This window comes from Lacinutrix undariae, assembly GCF_052934785.1.
In genome coordinates this window covers 3,069,198-3,092,424 of sequence record NZ_CM128809.1, presented here as the reverse complement: position 1 = coordinate 3,092,424, position 23,227 = coordinate 3,069,198, and the positions used below count along the sequence as shown (strand labels likewise).

General features: G+C 32.1%; 19 protein-coding genes and 1 pseudogene. 5 read left to right on the top strand and 15 right to left on the bottom strand.

Annotated elements, in window-relative coordinates:
* Positions 1-2 precede the first annotated feature (2 nt).
* From ACU4C5_RS13895 to ACU4C5_RS13885, 3 genes are read right to left on the bottom strand one after another with little or no spacing between them, the layout of a single operon-like run.
* Complete coding sequence (locus ACU4C5_RS13895) at positions 3-785, bottom strand: polysaccharide biosynthesis/export family protein (RefSeq protein ID WP_446844810.1); 783 nt, start codon at positions 783-785, stop codon at positions 3-5.
* A gap of 12 nt (positions 786-797) precedes the next feature.
* Complete coding sequence (locus tag ACU4C5_RS13890; protein ID WP_446844809.1) at positions 798-2,702, bottom strand: polysaccharide biosynthesis protein; 1,905 nt, start codon at positions 2,700-2,702, stop codon at positions 798-800.
* Positions 2,699-3,823 (bottom strand): DegT/DnrJ/EryC1/StrS family aminotransferase, encoded by a 1,125-nt coding sequence (locus tag ACU4C5_RS13885; RefSeq protein ID WP_446844808.1) that lies wholly within the window; start codon positions 3,821-3,823, stop codon positions 2,699-2,701. Before ACU4C5_RS13885 ends, ACU4C5_RS13890 begins: the two co-directional genes overlap by 4 nt.
* A gap of 374 nt (positions 3,824-4,197) precedes the next feature.
* On the opposite strand from ACU4C5_RS13885, the gene ACU4C5_RS13880 reads away from it, so the two are divergent.
* The gene (locus tag ACU4C5_RS13880; RefSeq protein ID WP_446844807.1) at positions 4,198-5,448 is read left to right on the top strand and encodes a GNAT family N-acetyltransferase; all 1,251 of its coding nucleotides are present in this window, start codon (positions 4,198-4,200) and stop codon (positions 5,446-5,448) included.
* Here the strand turns inward: ACU4C5_RS13880 and ACU4C5_RS13875 are convergent.
* Genes ACU4C5_RS13875 through ACU4C5_RS13850 form a run of 6 tightly spaced genes read right to left on the bottom strand, consistent with a single transcriptional unit; the run spans position 5,425 to position 12,472 of the window.
* Positions 5,425-6,450: an ATP-grasp domain-containing protein gene (locus ACU4C5_RS13875; protein ID WP_446844806.1), complete on the bottom strand. Its 1,026-nt coding sequence runs from the start codon at positions 6,448-6,450 to the stop codon at positions 5,425-5,427. The genes ACU4C5_RS13880 and ACU4C5_RS13875 overlap by 24 nt on opposite strands.
* The gene (locus tag ACU4C5_RS13870) at positions 6,447-7,073 is read right to left on the bottom strand and encodes a sugar transferase (protein WP_446846463.1); all 627 of its coding nucleotides are present in this window, start codon (positions 7,071-7,073) and stop codon (positions 6,447-6,449) included. Before ACU4C5_RS13870 ends, ACU4C5_RS13875 begins: the two co-directional genes overlap by 4 nt.
* Before the next feature lie 5 nt (positions 7,074-7,078).
* On the bottom strand, positions 7,079-8,227 hold the full coding sequence (locus ACU4C5_RS13865) for a glycosyltransferase family 4 protein (RefSeq protein ID WP_446844805.1): 1,149 nt from the start codon (positions 8,225-8,227) through the stop codon (positions 7,079-7,081).
* The gene (asnB, locus tag ACU4C5_RS13860) at positions 8,224-10,122 is read right to left on the bottom strand and encodes an asparagine synthase (glutamine-hydrolyzing) (protein ID WP_446844804.1); all 1,899 of its coding nucleotides are present in this window, start codon (positions 10,120-10,122) and stop codon (positions 8,224-8,226) included. The genes ACU4C5_RS13865 and asnB overlap by 4 nt, the downstream gene beginning before the upstream one ends.
* A gap of 3 nt (positions 10,123-10,125) precedes the next feature.
* Positions 10,126-11,238, bottom strand: coding sequence for a hypothetical protein (locus ACU4C5_RS13855; protein ID WP_446844803.1), 1,113 nt, complete (start codon positions 11,236-11,238; stop codon positions 10,126-10,128).
* The gene (locus ACU4C5_RS13850; protein ID WP_446844802.1) at positions 11,228-12,472 is read right to left on the bottom strand and encodes an oligosaccharide flippase family protein; all 1,245 of its coding nucleotides are present in this window, start codon (positions 12,470-12,472) and stop codon (positions 11,228-11,230) included. Before ACU4C5_RS13850 ends, ACU4C5_RS13855 begins: the two co-directional genes overlap by 11 nt.
* Before the next feature lie 300 nt (positions 12,473-12,772).
* Here ACU4C5_RS13850 and ACU4C5_RS13845 point away from each other — a divergent pair, with 300 nt between their 5' ends.
* On the top strand, positions 12,773-14,914 hold the full coding sequence (locus tag ACU4C5_RS13845; protein WP_446844801.1) for a T9SS type A sorting domain-containing protein: 2,142 nt from the start codon (positions 12,773-12,775) through the stop codon (positions 14,912-14,914).
* Between the two features lie 64 nt (positions 14,915-14,978).
* Here the strand turns inward: ACU4C5_RS13845 and ACU4C5_RS13840 are convergent, their stop codons facing one another.
* The 6 genes from ACU4C5_RS13840 to porX form a co-directional block, all read right to left on the bottom strand.
* Positions 14,979-15,350: a hypothetical protein gene (locus tag ACU4C5_RS13840; RefSeq protein WP_446844800.1), complete on the bottom strand. Its 372-nt coding sequence runs from the start codon at positions 15,348-15,350 to the stop codon at positions 14,979-14,981.
* A 9-nt stretch (positions 15,351-15,359) separates the two neighbouring features.
* On the bottom strand, positions 15,360-16,559 hold the full coding sequence (locus ACU4C5_RS13835) for an alanine dehydrogenase (RefSeq protein ID WP_446844799.1): 1,200 nt from the start codon (positions 16,557-16,559) through the stop codon (positions 15,360-15,362).
* 58 nt (positions 16,560-16,617) lie between these two features.
* Positions 16,618-17,160, bottom strand: a complete 543-nt coding sequence (locus tag ACU4C5_RS13830; protein WP_446844798.1) for a hypothetical protein — start codon at positions 17,158-17,160, stop codon at positions 16,618-16,620.
* Positions 17,102-17,245 carry a hypothetical protein gene (locus tag ACU4C5_RS13825; protein WP_446844797.1) on the bottom strand — a complete coding sequence of 48 codons (144 nt, stop codon included), beginning with the start codon at positions 17,243-17,245 and terminating at the stop codon, positions 17,102-17,104. Before ACU4C5_RS13825 ends, ACU4C5_RS13830 begins: the two co-directional genes overlap by 59 nt.
* Positions 17,246-17,441: 196 nt before the next feature.
* Positions 17,442-17,858, bottom strand: a complete 417-nt coding sequence (gene tsaE, locus ACU4C5_RS13820; RefSeq protein WP_446844796.1) for a tRNA (adenosine(37)-N6)-threonylcarbamoyltransferase complex ATPase subunit type 1 TsaE — start codon at positions 17,856-17,858, stop codon at positions 17,442-17,444.
* Between the two features lie 100 nt (positions 17,859-17,958).
* Positions 17,959-19,515, bottom strand: coding sequence for a T9SS response regulator signal transducer PorX (gene porX / locus ACU4C5_RS13815; protein WP_446844795.1), 1,557 nt, complete (start codon positions 19,513-19,515; stop codon positions 17,959-17,961).
* A 35-nt stretch (positions 19,516-19,550) separates the two neighbouring features.
* Here porX and ACU4C5_RS13810 point away from each other — a divergent pair.
* The 3 genes and pseudogenes from ACU4C5_RS13810 to ACU4C5_RS13800 all read left to right on the top strand — a co-directional run bounded on the left by ACU4C5_RS13810 (position 19,551) and on the right by ACU4C5_RS13800 (position 23,227).
* Positions 19,551-20,780 (top strand): annotated as a pseudogene (locus ACU4C5_RS13810) (HD domain-containing protein).
* Positions 20,781-20,805: 25 nt separating this feature from the next.
* Complete coding sequence (gene lpxD / locus ACU4C5_RS13805; RefSeq protein WP_446844794.1) at positions 20,806-21,834, top strand: UDP-3-O-(3-hydroxymyristoyl)glucosamine N-acyltransferase; 1,029 nt, start codon at positions 20,806-20,808, stop codon at positions 21,832-21,834.
* Entirely contained in the window at positions 21,821-23,227 is a 1,407-nt protein-coding gene (locus tag ACU4C5_RS13800) for a bifunctional UDP-3-O-[3-hydroxymyristoyl] N-acetylglucosamine deacetylase/3-hydroxyacyl-ACP dehydratase (RefSeq protein ID WP_446844793.1), read from the top strand. Before lpxD ends, ACU4C5_RS13800 begins: the two co-directional genes overlap by 14 nt.

Genomic DNA, 23,227 nt, shown 5'->3' with positions numbered 1-23,227 from the left:
TCTTATTTAATTAATATTGCAGTAATGGTTGCTAAAGTGGCTATTGCTGAAATAAGTACAGTATTATTAGGTGAGTATTTAGATGAACGGACTCTAGCATTGTTTGGTGTTACGTAAATAACATCGTTTTGAGATAGGTAGTAATAAGGTGAATTCACAATGTTTATTGAAGTAAGATCAAGCTTCTTAAAGTATTTTACGCCTTTAATTTCTCTAATTAATAAAATATCATTGCGTTGTCCGTAAATGCTAAGATCTCCAGCAAGACCAAGTGCTTCAGATAGCGAAACGCTTTCATCTTGTATTGTGTATGCTCCAGGTTTATTGACTTCTCCTAATACGGAAACAGTAAAATTTGAAATCCGAATATTTACAATTGGTGATTTTAAATAAGGTTCTAATTGTGTTTTTAGTAAAGTAGTTGCTTCTGTACTTGTTAGTCCTTCAAGTTTTAAAGTTCCTAAAACAGGGAAATTGATATTTCCGTTACTATCAATTAAATAGGTTTGCATTTTTAGTGTTCCTTGAGCGCTAATTACGGTGCTATTGTAAGTTACCGCAGGAAGATTGAAAGGTCTCGCAGCTTCCATCTCGGAGGCAGAAACGTCAATAGCTAGCATATCTCCAGATTTATAGGTTAAAATAGGAGTGTTATTGATTTCTCCAGAAGATTCTATAGGGTCGTTTTGAAAATAAACAATGTCTTGTCTAGATGCACAAGAGGAGAGGAGTGCTAAAATTAATATGATGAATAGTCTTGTTTTAAAATGCGGTATATTAATCATAAAGTTTTAATTTTAAAGGTTAGTATGGGGTTGGTTATCTAAAACCTCAAACATAGAGTTGTTGGAAATGTATTCAGGGATAATTGCTTTTATAAGAGATACGATGTCTAGATTTTTGGTTGTGGCAGTAACTTTTGAGAGCTCATTTATTTTTTCTTCTATATTTTGAATTTTTAAAGGCTTCACTTTTGCGATCATTATTTTTTCATGATAAGTGGGTTTTGTATGTTCGCCGTCAGCTAAAAGTTCTTCATATATTTTCTCACCAGGTCTTAGTCCGATAATTTTAATAGTTATATCATTTGGATAGTTAAGTCCAGAGAGGGCAATCATGTTTTTAGCTAAATCAATAATTTTAACAGATTTCCCCATATCGAACACAAAAATCTCACCACCATTACCCATTGTAGCAGCTTCTAATACGAGTTGACAAGCTTCAGAAATAGTCATGAAATAACGTGTAATATCTTTGTGTGTCACCGTGATTGGACCACCGTATTCAATTTGCTTTTTAAATAACGGAATGACGGATCCATTAGAGCCTAGAACATTACCAAAACGTGTGGTGATAAATTTGGTGTTGCCGCGATTTTGAAGGCAATTGATGTATAATTCGGCAATACGCTTGGTGGCGCCCATAACATTTGTAGGGTTTACCGCTTTATCTGTTGAAATAAGTATAAACTTCTTCACATGATGAGTTATAGCTAAAGAAGCCATGTTTATTGTGCCTTTTAAATTGGTTTTTATGGCTTCGTACGGCGAGTTTTCCATGAGTGGTACATGTTTGTAAGCTGCCGCATGAAAGATTAATGTGGGATTATAAGTTTTAAAAAGAAGCTCCATTTTAGCGCGATCTCTTACGTTGGCTACAATGATATTATAATTGATAAGATTCTGTTGTTTAAGTTCCTGTTGTAGGTCGTATAGAGCAGATTCCGAAGCGTCAATAAGAATAAGCTGTTTATGGTTGTATTGCGTGAGTTTTCGGCTAATTTCACTCCCTATAGAGCCGGCAGCTCCTGTGATAAATATGATTTCATCTTTATATTCGCTGGTGAGTTCTGGGTTAGAGATGGATATTTGTTCGCGTCCCAAAAGGTCTTCAATTTTAACTTCCTTAATCTGACCAATACTTAAATCGCCGTTAATCCATTGTTGAACGGGTGGTACGATTTTAGTTTTTACGTTTACGGTAAATAGATGTTCTGTTATTTGTAATAATCTGCTTGGTGCAATATTCTGAATAGAAATAATAACTTCTTCAATATTAAATTTTAGTACAAACGCTTTAGTGACTTCATTAAGGTGGTGTACTCTAATAAGGTTGATTTTTTTGTCAATTTTACTGGGATTGTCATCAATAAAACCAACGGCTTGGTAATTGGTTTTAGTGTCGTTAGTTATGGTGTCGTAAGTGAGTATGCCTGAGCTTCCGGCTCCATATATGAGAACGTTTTTTTGAGTGTTTTCGTTTTGATTCATGTTATTATAGAGTGTTTTGATAAACAATCTAAAGCCAACAAGAAAAAGCACGTTAAGAAGTAAGTGGATGTATATTATGGATCCTGAGATGTTAAAAACAGCATCAAAATGATATTTTCGACTAAAAAAAGTAGATATAATTAATAAGGTTGCAAGGATATTAATGCCAATAATAAGATTGATAATGTCTTTATATCCTGTAAAACGAACAACGCTTCTGTGTGAAGCTACAAGTAGAAAGCTTATAAATGCAAAAGCAATTACAATAGGAATTTGTTTAAGTAAGATAATAACGTCAAATTCTATCTTAAAGTTGAAATGTATAATGTATGCTACAAAAAATGTAAAAATAACAATACTTAGGTCTATAGCTATTACAAGCCATTTAGAAGCGTATTGTTTTGATATTTTATGTAGCGCTTTTAAAATCATACATTAAGTGCGTTTTTTATCACTGTAACAACTCTGTTTTTATCTGTATTTGTTAAATTTGAACCACTAGGAAGGCATAATCCATTTTTAAATAATGTTTCAGATACACCGTTAGTATATGCTGGATAATTTTTAAAAACGGGCTGTAAATGCATAGGTTTCCATAACGGACGCGACTCTATATTATCGTTTTTAAGGGCTAATCTAATAGCTTCTCTTATCTGTTGAGATGGTGTTAAAATACAAGTTAACCATCTGTTTGAAGTGCTGTTTTTTGGTGTGTTTAAAACCGAAAGCCCTTCAATGTTTTTTAAAGCATTTTTGTAAAAATTAAAGTTTGCAATACGTAGGTTAACGTGTGCGTCTAAGACTTCCATTTGTCCGCGTCCAATTCCTGCTAAAACATTGGATAGTCTGTAGTTGTATCCAATCTCTGAATGTGAATATTCAACAGTATTATCTCTTGCTTGTGTGGCAAGAAATATAGTCTTTTGTTTTAGTTTTTCAGACTTACTTATTAATGCTCCACCACCAGAAGTTGTGATAATTTTATTACCATTAAATGAGAGTATCGCTAGGTCTCCAAATGTGCCACATTTTTCATTATTATATGTACTTCCTAGAGCTTCGGCGCTATCCTCAATTATAGGGATTTCGTAACGTTTAGCAATAGTGTTGATTTCTGTTACTTTGTAAGGCATTCCGTATAGGTGAACCGCAATAATTGCTTTAGGTTTTCTCCCTTTGCTTATGCGATCTTTTATGGCACGTTCTAATTGTTCTGGACACAAGTTCCATGTTTCTGTTTCGCTATCAATAAAAACAGGGGTTGCTCCCAGGTAGCAAATAGGATTTGCTGATGCTGCAAAAGTTTTACTTTGGCAAATCACCTCATCACCGGGTTTTACGTCTAGTAAGATAAGCGCTAAGTGTAAAGCTGCAGTACCAGAACTCAGTGCAGCAACACGTGTGTCGCCTTTTAAGTAGGTTTGCAAGTCGTTTTCAAAACCAGTTACATTTGGGCCTAATGGCGCTATCCAATTAGTTTTAAAAGCTTCGTTTATGTAGCGTTGTTCATTTTCTCCCATGTGTGGAGAAGATAGCCAGATCTTAGTATTCATATTTTACACTTTATGTAAGTTAACATTCAAAACTAACGATTAGTTTTCAAGCAATCTTGGGGTATCTAAAAATAGTTACTGCCAAAATATTTTTTTTAAAGTGATATCGTAAAAGTAAATATTGCGTTTTATGTGTTATAAGTCAAATAATTACGTCAAATTGCAGGTTTATACGTTGTGTTATAAGTATTTGATAGTATGTGGGTTATGTGTTTTCGGAAAACAGAAAAATATGGCACTTTAAATACTGTAGAATTACAGCTGTTTTTAGCTTTATCATGAGATTTAAGAATGCTAAATCGTTAAGTGTTTGATGTTTATTTTAAAAGTGTCAAATAAAATGATACTTTTGAGTATCATATAAACGTTTGAGAATGAGCAATCCATTTACTTCTAAAATTTTTGTTTCCATTTGGATGAAGCATTTTAAAAATGCTGAAAAGCCAAATTCTTTTAAATGGATTAAAGGGGTGGATTTTGTGAAGCATAATTTTTTGCCTTTTTATATGAATGTAGGAAAAAATCTAACCAAAGGATTGTCTTATGTTGTAGATGATGAGGTGTGTAGTTTTAAAGGAAAAACGCTTTTGGTGTATGATGTTCCTGCGTATTTTAATATTGAATCTCCTCAAGCTGAAAGTGGGTTGAAACTCAAAAAAGTGTATCAATACCAAGGGTTTTTAATGGATTTGTCTGAATTTTCGTCAACAGAAACTTATGTGAATAGTCAGTTTAGTTCAAAAAACAGAAGAGAATTCAGATCAAATGAAAGACGATTAAATATCTGTTTTAACGCATCTCATCGCTTTTTTTATGAAGATATTTCAAAAACAGATTATAATTTCATATTTAATAGTTTTTACGAATTGCTATCTGCTCGTTTTTCTGAAAAAAACACTAATTATCACCATTTAGAATCTCAAAAATGGAATTATTATAAAGATTTAGTTTTTCCGATGATAAAAGCTAAAAAAGCATCGCTTTTGGTGATTTATGATGAAGAGAAGCCAATAGGAATCACTTTAAATTTTCATTCGGAATCTGTTTTATTTGAAACCATTACTGTTTTTGATACTGACTATTCAAAATTCAGTATTGGAAAGTTGTCTATCATTAAATTATTAGATTTCTGTTTTGAACATCAAATTACTAAGTCCGATTTTTCAAAAGGAGATTTTGATTATAAACGAAAATGGGGGAATACCGTTTATGATTTCAATTATCATATTTTATATGATTCTAATTCATTACAATCAAAACTAACTGCTTTTTGTTTGGAGAAGTTTTTTAAATTTAAATTATATCTACGGGAAAAAGAGTTAAATCAATGGTATAGAAAAACAATGTTTAAGCTTAAGAAGTTTCCAGGAACTAAAAATGAAAGGGGAGATTTTAATATTGAAAAGCTTACAGAATTTCAACCAGACGCCACTTTTGATCTTATAGATTTTAAACAGCCAAAATATAGCGGATTGTTATATGTGGTGTATTCGTTTTTGTTTTATAATCCACAATCTGTTAATAAGGTTAAGGTTTATAAAAGTAAAAACATGGCAAATATGTACGTAATTTTTGGAGTGGAAAAAGCACAAAAAGTGATTTTAATCAGTAATAATTTGCAATAATCTGTCACACTTAGAAAACGATATTCCGCTTTTGTAATTGTTAAAACGCTCAATATTTGTGTATCCTAATAGCCATTCAATGTACATTGCTGAGGTGTTAACTCCTGCTTCATGTGAAAAAGGGTAACCTCCTCCAAACCTGGGGTTTAGCTCGAGTATAAAAAGTGAATTTCCTGCTTCAAAAACGTCGCAATCTAAATTGCCAATGTGTTTTAGATGTTTTGAAATGGTTTCTCCAATACGATCAAAATCTGAGTTAATAACCGATACCGCCTTATCTGTTTCGCCTGATCTCATGTTAAGTTTCTCTCTCGCAAAAGTGCCTATATAATTTCCTTCAAAATCATTTACAATATCCATCCCGTATTCTTTTCCATTAATCTTTTCTTGAATAAGAATAGCGTGTTCCATATCGGTTTCACTTGCTGATTTGAGTATAGATTTTTTCAGTTTTAAATGTTGAAGTTTAAAAGCCAATTCTAATTCTAACATTGTTTCAGGAAAATCTATTCCTATTGATGCGCTTCCCCAACGCGGTTTTACAACCATAGGAAACTCTAAGCCATCTATTGCCATAGCGTTTTTTACTTGCTGAATTGTGGTAAATGTTTTTGGCGTTTTTAAACCAATAGATTTTAAGAAATTAAAGGTTTTAATCTTATCAAAAGCGAGTTCTATAACTGTTGGGTTAGATATTAAAACTTTACAATCGGTATCGCGTTCTATTTCTAATTTATGATGCGCAATAATAGGGAGTTCAAGATCGTTAAGAGAGATAAGTGCCTTAATTTTATATGTGTTTATAATGTTTTTTAACTCAGAGATGTAGGTGTCACTGTAAATAGTAGATACTTTTATAGCGACATTGGCATCAACCATTGCTGGCGCAGAGTGACTCATGTCGGTAGCAAAAACTTTACCTCGTCCGTTGAGTGCTTCTTTAAAGTAATTAATTAAATAATTTCGTCTTCCTGCACAGGTAAATAAGATATGTGTTGTCATTGGTTATTGGTTTTATGAGGTAAAGCGCCTTTAAAATCTGGAACAATATCATTTTCTATACTATATATGCCGTCTGATTTAAAAACTTTATAAATAGTTAGGCATAATATTTTTATATCAACCATAAATGTCATGTGTTTTACGTACCACAAATCGTATTCAAATTTTTGTTCCCAGCTAATGGCATTTCTACCATTTACTTGTGCCCAACCTGTAATACCTGGTTTTATATCGTGACGTTTTTTTTGAAGATCATTGTAGCGAGGTAAGTATTTTACTAATAGTGGGCGAGGACCAATTAGGCTCATATCACCTTTTATAACATTTAGTAATTGTGGAATTTCATCTAAAGAGTATTTTCTAATAAAAACACCTGTTTTGGTTAAGCGTTTTGCTGATGGTAATAGCGTTCCAGAGGCGTCAGTTTTATCATTCATTGTTTTAAACTTTATGATTCTGAATATTTTTTCGTCCTTACCAGGTCTGTTTTGATAAAAAAAAGGTTTCCCATTATTTTTAAACAGAAGTATTATAAATATTGAAATAAACACAGGAAATAGTATTATAAAGGCAGTAAACGCCATACATAAATCTAAAACCCTTTTGAGTATGTGTTTGTAAATCTCCATTATTTCAAGCTGTTATAATGAATTAATAATGCATCCCAGACGTTTTGTTGTTCATATTTATCTATAATATTTTCTCGTGCGCCATTCGCCATTTTTTTGCATAATTCTTTATCCGTTAATAGCTTAATCATTGCTTGAGTTAATGCTTTTGTGTTTTTTGGTGGAATAATAATGCCGTTAACACCATTTGTAATAATTTCATTACACCCATTAATATCTGACACAATACAGGGTAAATTCATGCAACTTGCCTGTAAAACAACATTAGGAAAACCTTCTCTGTAGCTGGGGAAAGTTAATATATGTGAAATAGCTACGTACGGCCTGATGTCATATTGTACGCCAACTTCTAGAATTTGATTATTAATAGAAATTAGATTTTCTGTAATTGCAGATAGTGGGTTTAATTGCGAATCTTTATGACCTACAAGAAGTAATTTTGCATGATTATAAGATTGAGATAGCGTATTAAAAGCTGTTATAAGCTCATTAATTCCTTTGTCTTTAACAAGGCGACCAATAAAAATAAAAACAATATCAGTATCTGTTATTTTAAGCTGCTTTTTTAAGCTGTTTTTGGTTTGGATGTTAATTAATTGGGAATCATAATGTTTGGTGTCAATGCCGTTTGAACTTCCATTTGCAATAACTTTAAGCTTAGTTTTTGATGTGTATTGTTGTTCTAAGATTATATTTTTCAACCCAAAAGAATTAGGTAGTATTTGTGTGGCACAATTATATGTGTGTTTTTCAACAACATCTAGTAGTTTTCGTTTTAATCCGGTGGTTTCTAGTAGGGGTAATCCGGCAATAGTATGTAAACGATGTGGTACTCCGGCAAGTTTAGCGGCAATCATACCAAGTGTTCCTGCTTTTGGTGTGTGCGTGTGTACGATAAAGGGTTTTTCTAATTTAAAAAGAACATACAATTTATGTAAGGCTATTAGGTCTCTAGTAGGAGTAATACTACGCGTCATTTTTATAGCGTATGTAAGGATTTCTTCGTTTTCTGATGCTTCAGTTAAAGCGTCTCCAGGGCTAGAAACTCCTATAACTTCGTAATATTGACTCATAAAACGGTGTTGTCCTTTAAGAAGTGATCTTAAGGACGATGGAACAGTTGTGACACGGATGAGTTTTTTTTTCACGATGCATAAGTATTAGTATACCATTTTTGAAAACAGTAAAAAGCCCAAACTTTAAACGTATTGTCTTCTTTTCCTGAAAGGTGATTATCTACCAATTCAGTAATGGTGGTAGTGTTAAATATTTGCTGTGCATTTAATGAGTTTTTATTAGCGTAATGTATAAGTTCTGGTTTTAGGCTTTCTCGCAGCCAATTACCTACAGGAACTCCAAAGCCTTGTTTTGATTTCTCTAGAAAGTGTTCAGGAAAATCATTAGCGAAAGCTGCTTTTAAAATGTGTTTTTTATTCCATTTTTTTATAAGAAATGACTCAGGAAGGCTTGATGTAAATTCGTATAAAGATCTATTTAAAAAAGGCGCACGACATTCAAGAGAATTCATCATGCTTGTGCGGTCAACTTTTACCAATATATCGCCTTCTAAACTAATATGGCGATCTATAGTTTTAAAATCATTAAGAGATTTTGGTGTGTAAATTTGAGTTTTCTCTTTATAGTAATTAAAAATATCTTGTTTTTGATATTTCGGATTTAAATAGCGATTAATATCGGAAGTGTTTAAACCTAAAGAGATGATATCCCAATAGTAGTTGTTAGAGTAATCAATAGCTTTTAGTATTTTATTCAATTTATATTTATAACCCCGATTATCACTTTTTGATTGTAAGACCATATCAGCAAGTTTTAATACTTGATTATGAAACATTTTTGGGATCACAGAAGTATATTTGTTATTAATCTTTCCGATGTAATACTTATTGTAACCACCAAAAATTTCATCGCCACCATCTCCGGTAAGCGCTACTTTTGCATTGTTTTTTGTTTTATGAGCCACCAAATAGGTAGGGAGTGAAGATGAATCAGCAAAAGGTTCGTCAAAATTTAGTAATATCGAATCAATATTAAACTTCAAATCATTTTCATCTATTTTAAATTCATGATGATTACTATTTATATGTTTAGCTACAGTTTGAGCTTTATCGGTTTCATTATAAGGTGAATTTTTAAACCCTATTGAAAAGGTGTTTATTTTAGTGTTTGAAATCTCAGACAGACAAAGCGATACGATAGACGAGTCCACACCTCCAGAAAGAAAAGTCCCTAATGGCACATCGGAAATTGAGCGACTTTCTACGCTTTCAAAAACACGTTGTTTAACTTCTTTTTTAGCGATATCAAATGAAGATTGTGACGTTGATTTTAAATTGATGCTATGAATTTGTTGCGCCTTAAAAGTTGAAGCTTCTAAATCATAAGCTATATAATGATTAGCTTCTAGTTTGTAAATATCATTGTAAATAGTAAATGGTGCAGGAATATAGGTGAGTCTGAAAAATAAATTTAGTCCATCTTTTGAAATATCAGGCAAGCTGTTGAGGCTTTTTGTAATCGATTTTAATTCGGAAGCCCAGTAAAACTGATTTCCAATATTAGTATAGTAAAGAGGTTTTTCTCCAAAATAATCTCTTGCTATGTATACTTTTTGAGTATTAAAATCATAAATACTTAAAGCAAACATCCCATCTAGTTCTTTAAAAGCAGCAACGCCTTTAGTTTGATAAAGTTTTAGAATAACTTCGGTATCTGATGCTGTTTTAAAGGTTATTCCTAGTTGGCTAAGTCGGTTTTTTAAGCTTTTAAAATTGTAAATTTCACCATTAAATACAATCGCAATATTTTTATCTTCGGAATACATCGGTTGGCTACCTGAGCTTAAATCAATAATAGATAACCTTCGCATTGCCATTCCTACAGTATATTTGGGGGTTGTTTTTAAAAAAAAACCACCTTCATCCGGACCTCTATGTAAAATAAGATCATTCATTACTGTAAGTCTATTTTTTACAATTTGCTCATCGATTTGAATAGGATAGATAACACCGTTTATACCACACATAGTTTAGTTGTTTAAAAGGATTGGATTAGTTTTTGCTATTTTGGTTTCATATAAATGATAGATAAAAAGGAGTGTAATCCATAAAAAAGGAATACGTAATGACATGTGTACAGTTGCGTATATTCCAATAATGATAAGGAGTACAATAATTTCGCGATATATTTTTTTTAGAAAAGTTGCAATTGCTATGGCGAAAAATAGAAACCCTACAATGCCGTAGCTAAATAGAATACTTGCAAATGTAGAATGCAGTTCAATAGGAGAGTTAAAACGTTCTACTTCGCCTTCTCCAGCGCCAAAAAACAAGTACTGCGGAAATTGAAATAATCTATCATAACCACGTCCAATTTCTCCAGATGGTGATGGCATGCTATTGGTTTCTCCTGTAATACGTTCTGTAATATAATTGAGCTGTTTAAAATTAGCGATATCAATTTTTTGACTTAGAATTAAAAAACTGAGTATAATAATACTTCCTGCGGAAAAAAGAAGCAATTGTTTTTTCGACTTAATAAAAAAGAAAACCCAAAATAACAACACAGATACTGATGCAGATCTAGAGGCCGAAAGCATAATAAAAAAGGTGCATAATACAGATATGCTAAACAGATATATAAATTTCACGTCTTTTAGTATGGATGCTATAATATTTGCAATCATAATTAAACATAATCCCCAAAGTGCTAATTGATTAGGGTTGTTGAAAAATAACTGCATTCTAAAGCCTTTTATAGGTGTAAATGGGAGTAGTGTAAGTTGAATGCATAAACTAAGAGCGATAGCATGTAATGTGAATTTTAAAAAAGTGCGCTCTTTTATTTTATCTACAAAAAAGAGAAGGAGTAAAAAACAGTACAAATAGTTAATACTAGTTATAATGGGTTCGTAACTGCGTAGATAAATCATCCATATTGTATTCACTATAAAAGTGTAAATAACAAATAGAAATAGGTATTTGGTAAATTTATTTGCAGTAACGTTTAAAAGAATGGATCTTATATTAGTGAAAATTAAAACCACACCAAAAAGATCTGCCATTTGCGGGTTTCCTTCTGGAAACACATAAAACGGAAAAACGATTAAGTAAAGCGCCCAGATATAATAACTAAACTTCATTGGCTTCGGTTTTAAGAGTTTTCATTATGTGTTTATTACTTATGTAAACTAATAAAGCGGTAATACAGCTACCGGTAACAATTGCAATAGCTCCACCAATATAAAAATAAGCAGGTATTAATAGGAGTGCTGTTAATAGGCCGCAAACAGAACTAAATATAACGATTTTTAAATAAAGTTTGTCTTTGTTGTAAATCATTAGTCCATTAACTCCAAAAGCAGAAATGATTGACGCAGAGAAAGGTATGATGCTTAAAATCTTTACGATACTTACGATTTGAGAGGCTGGTTTGTGTAGCCATAACTGAATTAAAAATTCAGAAAGTAAGAACATAGCGACAGAGAGGGTAAGACCAACACTTATAAAAATATACTTTACTTTTTTTATAGCTGCTTTGTTTCTATTTATAAAAGGATAAAAAACCATTGCTAAAATAGAATTGAGCACACTAAATGCGCCAGAAACTTTAGTGGCAATCTCCATAAAACCTACGTATTGTGGCGCACCAAATACACCCACCAAAAATATAGATGTGTTATTGTACAGTGTAGGAGACATTAATGTAAGGAACGCACTTAAACCTTGTTTTAAAATTAATTTAACGGCTTTAAACGGTGCTATTTTTATTTTTATTTTGAACTGCTTAATAATAATGTATTGTGCAATTGCTCCAGATACTAAAAAACCAATAGATTGGTAAAGGGCGATGTAAATAAAATCACTTTCTTCTTTTATAAATAGAAAAACTAAAACAGCAAAAGTGACTTTTGATACAGCATTAACAATTGTGCTAAAACGCATTTTTTCAACACCCATAAAGAACCAACCAGGAAAAAGGAGTTCACCAACAATTACAAAGCTGAAAAAGAGATATATAATATAGTGTGTTTTAAAAAGATCGACAAACAGCACTAAAAAAGCTAAAATAACCAAACAAAACACCGATAAGTATAATTGTGTTGTAAAAACGTTATTGTATATCTTATTTAGGGTAGGTTTGTCGTCTTTGTTTAGTGCAACCAAACGCACTCCGGAAAGTGAAAATCCATACTGAACAATGTTTCTGAAATAAAATATTAAAGCATACGCAAATGCATATATACCGTACTTCTCAGCACCAACGGTATACATTAAATAAGGGATAATTATTAATGGAATTATCGCATCAACAAATTTGAATAATGACAATGAGATAAAATTCTCTATAAGTCGTAAATGTTTTTTTAAATACAAATTAGTTGGGTATTATGATGGTGAAAATCAATACTCTACAAATAACAATATTTTTTCTTATAATCCAAATAACTCATTTACAAGTGTATAGTATTTTTATTTAATTTATTAATCGATAAAAGACATAAAAACCCTACAAAACGTTATTTATTGTAAGAAAAATAATACATTAAAAAGTATTTTATCGATTAAACGTGTTGTTATGTCTATAAAAAGAAAGATCTTTTATAGGTTTGTATCGTTAATAAACCCCAAATTAATTTAACAATGATTTTTAAAAAAAATAAATCCCTAGCGTTAATGCTAGTTGTATTTTTTATTGCCACGTCTCAATCTCAAGATTATAATTTAAATTCATCACTCGAAGAATTTTGGCCAATGGCTAGTTTAGAAAAGCCTAACTATTTACAGACTATTATTGATCCTACTTTCAATACTAAAATCACAAGAATCACAGGTGATCCAGGAGTGGCAGTAGATAATGTAACTAACGAAACATGGAAAACTGTTGCAAGACACGGGTATTCTGTAAGACAACCATGGAATGCAGATGAGTCTGTAATATATCTTGGTAGACATTTTAATCGTGGCGGAAGTTGGGGATCATCATTATTTTTAGATGGTGAAACTTATGAGGTTATAAAAAAAGCAACTATGCCAAGTGGAAATGAAAGCAGATGGCATCCTGCAAATTCCAATTTAAGATTGATTTTAACTAATAACTCTATAAAAAGTTGGAATTATGATACAAATCAATCCATAACATTAATTGAGTTTTCGGGTTATAGTAATACAACTTTAGGTGAGTATACAGGAAATTTTTCTAATGATGGAAATATGGCAGCTGTTTTAGCGACTAGAAATTCTGATGGAAAAAAAGTAGGATTTGCTTTAGATATAGAAAACAATGTTAAACATCCAGATATAGATTTTTCGAATATAGATGTCGATTTTATTACCATTTCCTCTTTGGGAAACTACATTGTGGTTAATGCTAATTTTGGAACAGGAAGCGATCGTACAAAAGTTTACGATCTACAAGGCGTGCAAACCGGACCTTTTTGGAGTAATTACGGGCAACCAAGTCATTTTGATGTTACAATAGATTTAAATGGCGATGAGGTTGCTGTTGGTGTTGATAAATCGGTTAATGATGGTCGGGTAATCTCAAGAAAACTTTCTGATGGCGCATTAACCGTAGTGTCTCCTGCAGGATATGCAAGTCATACTTCTGCGCGTTCAATAAATCGTCCAGGATGGGTGTATACTATTTCATCATCATCTCAAAGTTGGGGACCATTTTATAACGAAATAATAGCTGTAAAATTAGATGGATCTCGTGTAGAACGTATTTGTAATGCAAGAAACGTAATGAATATTTATGATAACCAAGCGCAACCTTGTCCGTCACCGTCTGGAAATCGTGTGCTTTTTGCCTCAGATTGGTCTAGTAACGCGGTGCCTATTCAGGCTTATGTGGTTGATTTTAGAGATCAATTGGTAGAAACAGAATTGATAGCAAGTATTTCTAGCAGTCGCGAAATCTGTGAAGGTACAGGTGTGACTTTAGTTGCTTCTGGTGGGGAAAATTACCTTTGGAGTACTGGTGAAACTACGGCAACTATTTATGTGTCTCCAGAAACAACAACTATATATTCTGTAACAGTATCTAATGCTGAAGAAACGCTATCTGATTTTGTAGAATCTACAATTACCATAAGCGAATTGCCAGATCTAAATATTGGTGACGATTATGTTATTGTAGAAGGTGAAAGTGTAACAATAACAGCTACTGGCGCCCAATTTTACGAATGGAATACAGGTGAAACAACAGCGCAAATTACTGTCGCTCCTTTACAAACCACTACATATATAGTTTATGGAACTAATAATGCTTGTAGAGCTGTAAAAGAAATTACAGTTAATGTTGTTGATGCTATTGAAGCTTATATTGAGACGGGGAATAGTGAACTTTGTTTAGGAGAAAGTACTGTGCTTACAGCATACGGAGGAGATGCTTATTTGTGGAGTAATGGCGCTACTACAGCGAGTATTGAAGTACATCCAGAAGAAGGTGAAAACTATTCAGTTGAGGTTTCTAACGCATACGATGAAGATGTAGTTTCTGTTTATATAGGAGTTACTAATTGTAATGCATTGGGCGTTCCTGATGATGCTTTAAATGATTTTGAATTTTTAGTATATCAAAGCTCTAATAAGGATAAACTTAATGTGAAAATTTCAGGATTTGAAACCCATCAACTATATGATATATCGATGTATGATATCACCGGGAAATTAATTTATTTAATAGATTTAAAACAGAGTCAAAGTGCTGTGATTAATAAAGCAATACCTATTTCATTACTTTCAAGTGGTATATATATTATGAAATTAAAATATAACAACACGCAAATTATAAAGAAAGTACCCGTTAAATAGTTAATTATTTAATAGCAAAAAAAACTCAGCATTATAGCTGAGTTTTTATGTTTTAATAATACGATTATTCTGTAGTAAACGAAAGTATTGTAGCTTGTGTTTCGCAATTTTCAACCCTCATAAATAAATCTTCATCATTTAGTGTAGTTTCAATAGCGTAAGTTTTACAATTCCCAGAATTTGTATCGCTATCCGAAAAATTAATATCTCCAATATGAATTAAATTTGCAACTTGAATAGTGTCTAATTGATGTGCAGTCATAAAAGTAAGTGCTTCATCACTATATAATTTCTTTTTAATTGAAATATTTTTAATAACTCTTGCGTCTGGTCCATAATCGCAAGAAGTTTTTTTTCCTCTTAAAAAAAAGGCTAACAAAACAAGACCTATTGAAAAGCCTCCAAAATAGTAGCCAAAACGGTGAATAATTTTCATGATATATTCTTAAAATATTAATAAGTTAACGTCGCTGTATTTTAAATCAAACCAATCTGCAACAGATTTATTTGTTAAAATTCCGTGGTAAAAATACAAACCATTTTTTAAACCACGGTCAAAACGAATAGCATCTTCAATACCGCCATCGTCAGCAATTTTTAGTAAATAAGGTGTAAATATGTTACTTATTGATACAGAGGCGGATCGCGCATATCTAGCAAGTATATTTGGCACACAATAATGTGTAACACCATTAACTTTAAATGTGGGGTGATCGTGATTGGTAACTTCGCTAGTTTCAAAACAACCTCCCATATCAATGCTAACATCAATAACTACAGCGCCATTTTTCATGGATTCAACCATAGATTCTGTAACAACAATCGGGGCTCTGTTAGTTCCTCTCACAGCACCAATAGCTACATCGCAACGTTTTAGGGCTTTAATTAGGTTTTTAGGTTGAATTGTTGAGGTGTAGATGGTACGACCTAAATTAGATTGCAAGCAGCGTAGTTTTGTAATCGAATTATCAAATACTTTTACATTTGCTCCAAGTCCGATAGCAGATCTAGCTGCAAATTCACCAACAGTTCCTGCTCCAATAATAACAACTTCAGTAGGAGGGACGCCGCTAATGTTTCCAAACATTAATCCGTTTCCGCCATTGGTATTAGATAGAAGTTCTGAAGCAATTAAAATGGATGCTGTTCCTGCAATCTCACTTAATGAACGTACTGCAGGATAAGTGCCGTCGTCATCTTTTATAAATTCAAAAGCTAAAGCTGTAATGCGTTTTACTGCTAAAGCTTCAAAGTATTTTTTATGTTGTGTTTTTAGTTGAAGAGCCGAAATAAGTAAGGTTTGCGGATTGATGAGTTTTATTTCATCTAAAGAAGGGGGTTCAACTTTTAAAATTATAGGGTTTGAAAATACTTTTGCAGTATCTTTTGTGACTTCTGCGCCTGCATCACTATATGTTTTGTCTTTGTAATTAGCGCCTTCTCCTGCACCAGATTCTATCATAACACGATGTCCGTTACAAACTAGTGCTGAAACAGCATCGGGAGTTAGGCAGATTCTTTTCTCTTGAAAATGAGTTTCTTTTGGGATGCCAATATATAGATTTCCTTTCTTCTTAAAAATCTCTAAAGTTTCCTCTTGAGGAAGTAATTGTGCTTTTGTAAAAGGAGATATTGGTTTGTTCATTTTGATTTATATTATATGAATCAAATTACAAATAATATTTTGATTTAAACAAGCCTTATTAGAAGTAATCTTTTAATTTACTAAAAAAACCTTTGGGTTGAATTTTAAATTCATCCTCAAGATCTTGCATAGATTTGTTGGCATCGTTAATTTTATTAAACATTTTTGCTCTCACCAAGTATATTGAAGGAATCATTATAGCCATGACAGGTATAAGATATATTAACTGAAATTGATCAATGTATTTTGTGTCATCATTAAATAAGCCTACAATTTGGTAGGTGTACATGGTTATTGGCACAAGAATGGTATGGTGCCACCAATGGCGACAAGTAAAAAACCATATAAGAAGAAAAAATAAAGGGATTGCTTTTCCTGTAAAGATCCACATTGTAGTTTGTACATCAGCAAATCCTTTACTAGTATAGGTAAACAAAAAAGTGCTCCAGACTGGATTAGCCGGAACACTTTCGTATAGGTAAAATAGGTAAGGTGAAGCTGCTAATGTTAAGGCAACAAAACTCCCTATAATAATTGCTTTTCTATCCGTGTGTTGGGATACGTATTTTCCACTTTTCGATGTTTGTTGTTGCTTGTTCATCAAGGTTTATTAAGTCTGCAGCTTGCGCTGTAAATAACATACCACCAAAAAGAGCTATTGCTAAAATGTACTTTTTACTATTCATAATTTCAAGGGATTTAAATTAATTATTACACTTCAAATTTATAATTATCAGCTTTTAAAAACTGTTAAAGAAATGTTAAAATCAGTATTTCAAATCTCTTGAACGTTACGGTTTTTCCGTACTATTCAGAAATGGCCTATGCGCAGAATACTAAAAAAAAAGTATTTTTTTTACTGCTTTAGAGGGATATTACAGTTTAAATTATTTTTTCTTCTATTTTTAAGGTTCTAAAAGTGTCATCGCTAGCAATTATTGTAATAATAGTTGCGTGTTCCGGGAGTAGATTATGGATTTTTTCTGGCCATTCCATCAAAATCCATTCATTTGAATATAAATAATCTTCTATTCCAAAATTAAGCGCTTCCTCTTCATTATCTATTCGATATAAATCGAAATGATAGATTAAACCTGAATTTGAATTATACTCATTTACAATTGAAAATGTTGGACTATTAACCGTGTCTAAGCACCCTAATTTTTGTACTATATTTTTTATAAGTGTTGTTTTACCAACACCCATTTCTCCGTAAAATAAAAGGGTTTTAGTTTTTGCTAAATCTAGAACTGTTTTTGCAACATGTTCTATTTCATTTAATTGATATTTTAATTCCAACTATTAATTGTAAATGGGTTATATTTCAATACAAGTATAAGAAAATATAAGGAAAAAACCTAAAACTCCACGTTGTTTGTCGGATTTTTCAACCTCTCATCTATTGTTTTGGATTCATGACTACAAAAGGGATAATCATCTCTTCTAAAGACACGCCTCCGTGTTGATATGTGTTTCTGTAATAGCTTACATAATGGTTGTAATTATTTGGGTAGGCTAAAAAAGAATCTCCTTTTGCAAATATGAATGAACTGCTCATTGTTAATGACGGTAGATGTATAGATTTTGGGTCTTTAACAGCTAATACATCTCTTTTTTCATAAGTAAGACTTCTTCCTGTTTTGTATCTTAAATTTAAGCTAGTGTCTCTGTCTCCAATAACTTTTGATGCATTTTTTACATTAATTGTTCCGTGATCTGTAGTTAAAATAAGTTTAAAGCCTAATTGTTGCGCTTGTTGAATTATTTCTAAAAGTGGTGAATTCTTAAACCAACTTTGAGTTAGTGACCTGTATGCTTTATCATTTGAAGCTAATTCTTTTACAACTTCCATTTCTGTTTTAGAGTGTGACAGCATATCTACAAAATTGTATACAACAACACTAAGATCGTTATCTTTTAGGGATTTAAAGTTTTCAACTAGTTTTTTTCCTGCTCTTAAATTAGTGATTTTGAAATACTCATGTTTTAGGTCGCTTAAACCTAATCGTTTAAGTTGTGCTTCCAGAAATTCGGCTTCATATAAATTTTTGCCACCATCATCGGTATCGTTTTTCCATAGTTTTGGATGTAGTTTCTCCATATCACTAGGCATTAGTCCCGAAAATATAGCGTTTCTAGCATATTGTGTAGCGGTTGGGAGGATACTATAAAAAGGAGATTCTGAAGCTTTTTTGTAATAATTATTTACAATAGGCTCAAAAGCTTTCCATTGGTCGTAGCGTAAATTATCAATCACCACTAATAATGTTGGTTGCTCTTTACTTAATTCGGGCACTATTTTGTCTTTAAATAAAGTATGCGACATAGTTGGGGCTTCATTATTATGATCAAACCAGTCGGCGTAATTCTTTTCTATAAATTTCCCAAATTGAGAATTGGCTTCGCTTTTTTGAGATTCTAAAATCTCAGTCATTCCAACATCTTCAATATCTTCAAGTTGTAATTCCCAATACACTAACTTTTGATACAGATCTTGCCATTCTTTAAAACTATTTACCATAGATAAATCCATAGCAATTTTCCTAAATTCTTGTTGGTAATTAGAAGTTGTTTTTTCTGAAATTAATCTCGAATGGTCTAAGTTTTTCTTCAAGCTCAGTAAAATTTGATTAGGATTCACTGGTTTTATCAAGTAATCGGCAATTTTATTACCAATTGCTTCTTCCATAATGTATTCTTCCTCACTTTTAGTAATCATGACCACCGGAAGATTGGCGCGTTTTTCTTTAATTTCATTTAAAGTTTCAAGACCTGTAAGACCAGGCATGTTTTCATCTAAAAACACAATATCAAAATTAGTATCGTCAATAATTTCTAAAGCTTCAGTTCCACTTTGACACGTAGTTACGATATATTGTTTTTTTTCTAGAAAAAGAATATGTGGTTTTAATAAATCGATTTCATCATCAACCCAAAGAATATTTATATTGTTCATGTATATTTGTTTAAAATTAATGTAATACTCAAAGTTTGAATAAAAGAAACAAACTCAAGATCTTTAACGACCCAATTTACGGATTTATTACGATTCCAAATTAGTTAATCTTCGATTTAATTGAGCATAAATATTTTCAGCGCTTAAGACGTATCTCTCAAATGGGGATGTCTTATTTGGTATACCCAGGCGCACATCACACTAGATTTCATCATGCTATTGGTTGCATGCATTTAATGCAGAAAGCTGTTAATGTGCTGCGTTTTAAAGGTGTTGAGATAAATGATGAAGAAGAAAACGCACTATATGTGGCTATATTATTACATGATATTGGACATGGTCCGTTTTCTCACGCCATGGAGCATAGTATCGTAAACGGCGTGTCACATGAGTCTATTTCTCTGCTTTTTATGGAGGAACTTAATAAGGAATTTAACGGAAGTTTAACGCTTGCTATAGATGTGTTTAAGGGGAATTACCCGAGAAAGTTCATGTATCAGTTAATATCTAGTCAATTAGATATGGACAGATCAGATTATCTAAAACGCGATAGTTTTTACACAGGCGTTGCCGAAGGTAATGTAAATAGCGAACGTTTAATTACCATGCTTAATGTGGTTGATGACGTTTTAGTTGTTGAAGAGAAAGGGATTTATAGTGTTGAAAAATTCTTAGTCGCTAGACGATTTATGTATTGGCAAGTATATTTACATAAAACAGGATTAGCTGCCGAACAATTATTAACACGCGTATTAAAACGTGCTAAACAACTTATTCAAAAAGGAGAACGTTTACACGCAAGTAGTGCTTTGTTGTATTTTTTAGAACATGAAATATCTTTAGAGAATTTTAATGATGAAACGCTTGAGATTTTTGCAAGATTAGATGATAGTGATATTGTTTCTGCAATGAAAGAATGGCAATTTCATGATGATTTTGTGCTAAAAGAACTCTGTAAAATGATTATTAACAGGGATTTACTTAAGGTGAAAATCAAAAACAAGCCTGTTAAACCAGAATTGTTAAAAAAATATTTATCTAAAATGATTAGCACCTATAATATTACGGAAGAAGAAGCCGAATATTTTGTGTTTTCAGGACCCATTAAAAACCAAGCATATCAGTCTAAAGAGCAAGCTATAAGTATATTGCAGAAGACGGGTAAGATTGTAGAATTATCAAAAGCGCCAGGTCAATTTAACATGAAAGCACTCTCAAAAGAGATTTTAAAATATTATATATGTTATCCGAAAGTTAAAATGTGATACATTTTTTCTATTTTTGCTCCTCATGAAATTTACAGCAACACAAATCGCAGGAATACTAGAAGGTGATATTGAAGGAAATCCTGATGTTGAAGTCTCTACGCTTTCTAAAATAGAAGAAGGTAAAGAAGGGTCGTTAACATTTTTAGCAAACCCTAAATATCAATCTTATATATATTCTACAAAAGCCTCAATTACGATAGTAAATAAGAGCTTTAAACCAGAAGAAGAATTAAGTACAACACTTATAAAAGTTGAAGATGCTTACAAATCATTTTCAAAATTATTAGAATATTATAACCAAGTAAAGCTTAATAAGCAAGGTATTGAGCAACCATCATTTATATCAGAATCTTCATCATATGGAGATAATATATATATAGGTGCTTTTTCGTATATTGGAGATAATGTAAAAATAGGAGATAATGTAAAGATTTTTCCAAACTCTTATATTGGAGATAATACCGTAATAGGGAATGATACTATTATCTTTTCGGGAGCAAAAATATATTCAGAATCTGTTATTGGTAACAATTGCGTTATTAATTCAGGAGCTATTATTGGCGCAGATGGATTTGGTTTTGTGCCAGATAAAAAAGGAGAATACTCTAAAGTACCACAAATTGGTAATGTGATATTAGAAGATTTTGTTGATATTGGAGCCGCAACAACTATTGATAGAGCCACTTTAGGATCTACAATAATAAGAAGAGGTGTGAAATTAGACAACCAAATACAAATAGCTCACAATGTTGAAATTGGTAAAAACACCGTAATTGCAGCTCAAACAGGTGTTGCAGGTTCAACTAAAATTGGCGAAAATTGTCAAATTGGTGGGCAGGTAGGTATCGCAGGACATTTGGTAATTGGTAATAATGTAAAAATACAAGCACAATCGGGGATAGGTAGAAAAGTAAAAGATAACGAATTGTTACAAGGATCTCCATCTTTTGGATATGCTGACTACAACAAATCGTATGTGCACTTTAAAAACTTACCTAAAATTGTGAAATCAATAAATGAACTTGAAAAAAAAGTAAATGGCAATAATTAAAACAGACGTTAAGCAAAAGACTATTCAAAATGAAGTGTCGTTAACCGGAGTGGGATTACATACCGGAAAAGATGTGACACTTACTTTTAAACCTGCTCTTGTAAATAAAGGGTTTTCGTTTAAAAGAGTTGATTTAGAAGGTTGCCCAGTTATTGAGGCAGATGCAAATTATGTAACCAATACACAACGCGGTACTTGTTTAGAGAAAAACGGGGTTACTATCCAAACTTCAGAGCATGTTTTAGCTGCTTTAGTAGGGTTAGGTATTGATAATGTAGTAATTGAGCTTAATGCTTCTGAACCTCCAATTATGGATGGGTCATCTAAATTTTTCTTAGAAGCTTTAGAGCAAGCAGTTGTTGTAGAGCAAGATGCTTTTAGAGAAGAATATGTTGTAACTGATGTTATTGCTTATTCAGATGAAGAATCTGGAAGCGAAATTATTGTAATGCCAGCAAAAGAGTACCAAATAACAACTATGGTTGATTTTGGTACCAAAGTTTTAGGAACTCAAAATGCTACTTTAAATCATATTTCAGACTTTAAAAGAGACATTTCAGACTCTAGAACATTTAGTTTTTTACATGAGTTAGAAATGTTATTAGAACACGGTCTTATTAAAGGAGGTGATTTAAACAATGCTATTGTATATGTAGATAAAGAATTATCTGCCGAAACAATGGAGAAACTTAAAGTTGCTTTTGGTAAAGATGACATCGCTGTTAAATCTAACGGGATATTAGACAACCTAACTTTACATCACCCAAACGAAGCTGCAAGACACAAGCTTTTAGATGTTATAGGAGATTTAGCACTTATAGGAATTAGAATTAGAGGTAAAATTATAGCAAACAAACCAGGGCATTTTATAAATACCCAATTTGCTAAAAAATTATCTAAAATTATAAAAAACGAACGTCGTAATAATGTACCAACGGTAGATTTAAACCAAGAACCATTAATGGACGTAAATCAAATAATGGATATGTTGCCACACAGACAACCATTCTTATTAATTGATAAAATTTTCGAACTTACAGATTCGGGAGTTATTGGAATGAAAAACGTGACGATGAACGAACCGTTCTTTGCAGGTCATTTTCCAGGATCACCAGTTATGCCAGGTGTTTTAATTGTTGAAGCAATGGCGCAAACAGGAGGAATACTTGTGTTAAGCACTGTCCCAGATCCCGAAAATTATCTAACTTTCTTCATGAAAATAGATAAAGTTAAGTTTAAACAAAAAGTTGTACCAGGTGATACCTTAATTTTTAAATGTGATTTAATAACCCCAATACGTCGTGGTATTTGTCACATGCAAGGATATGCTTATGCGAACGGAAAGTTGTGTGCTGAAGCAGAACTTATGGCACAAATTTCAAAAGTAAAATAA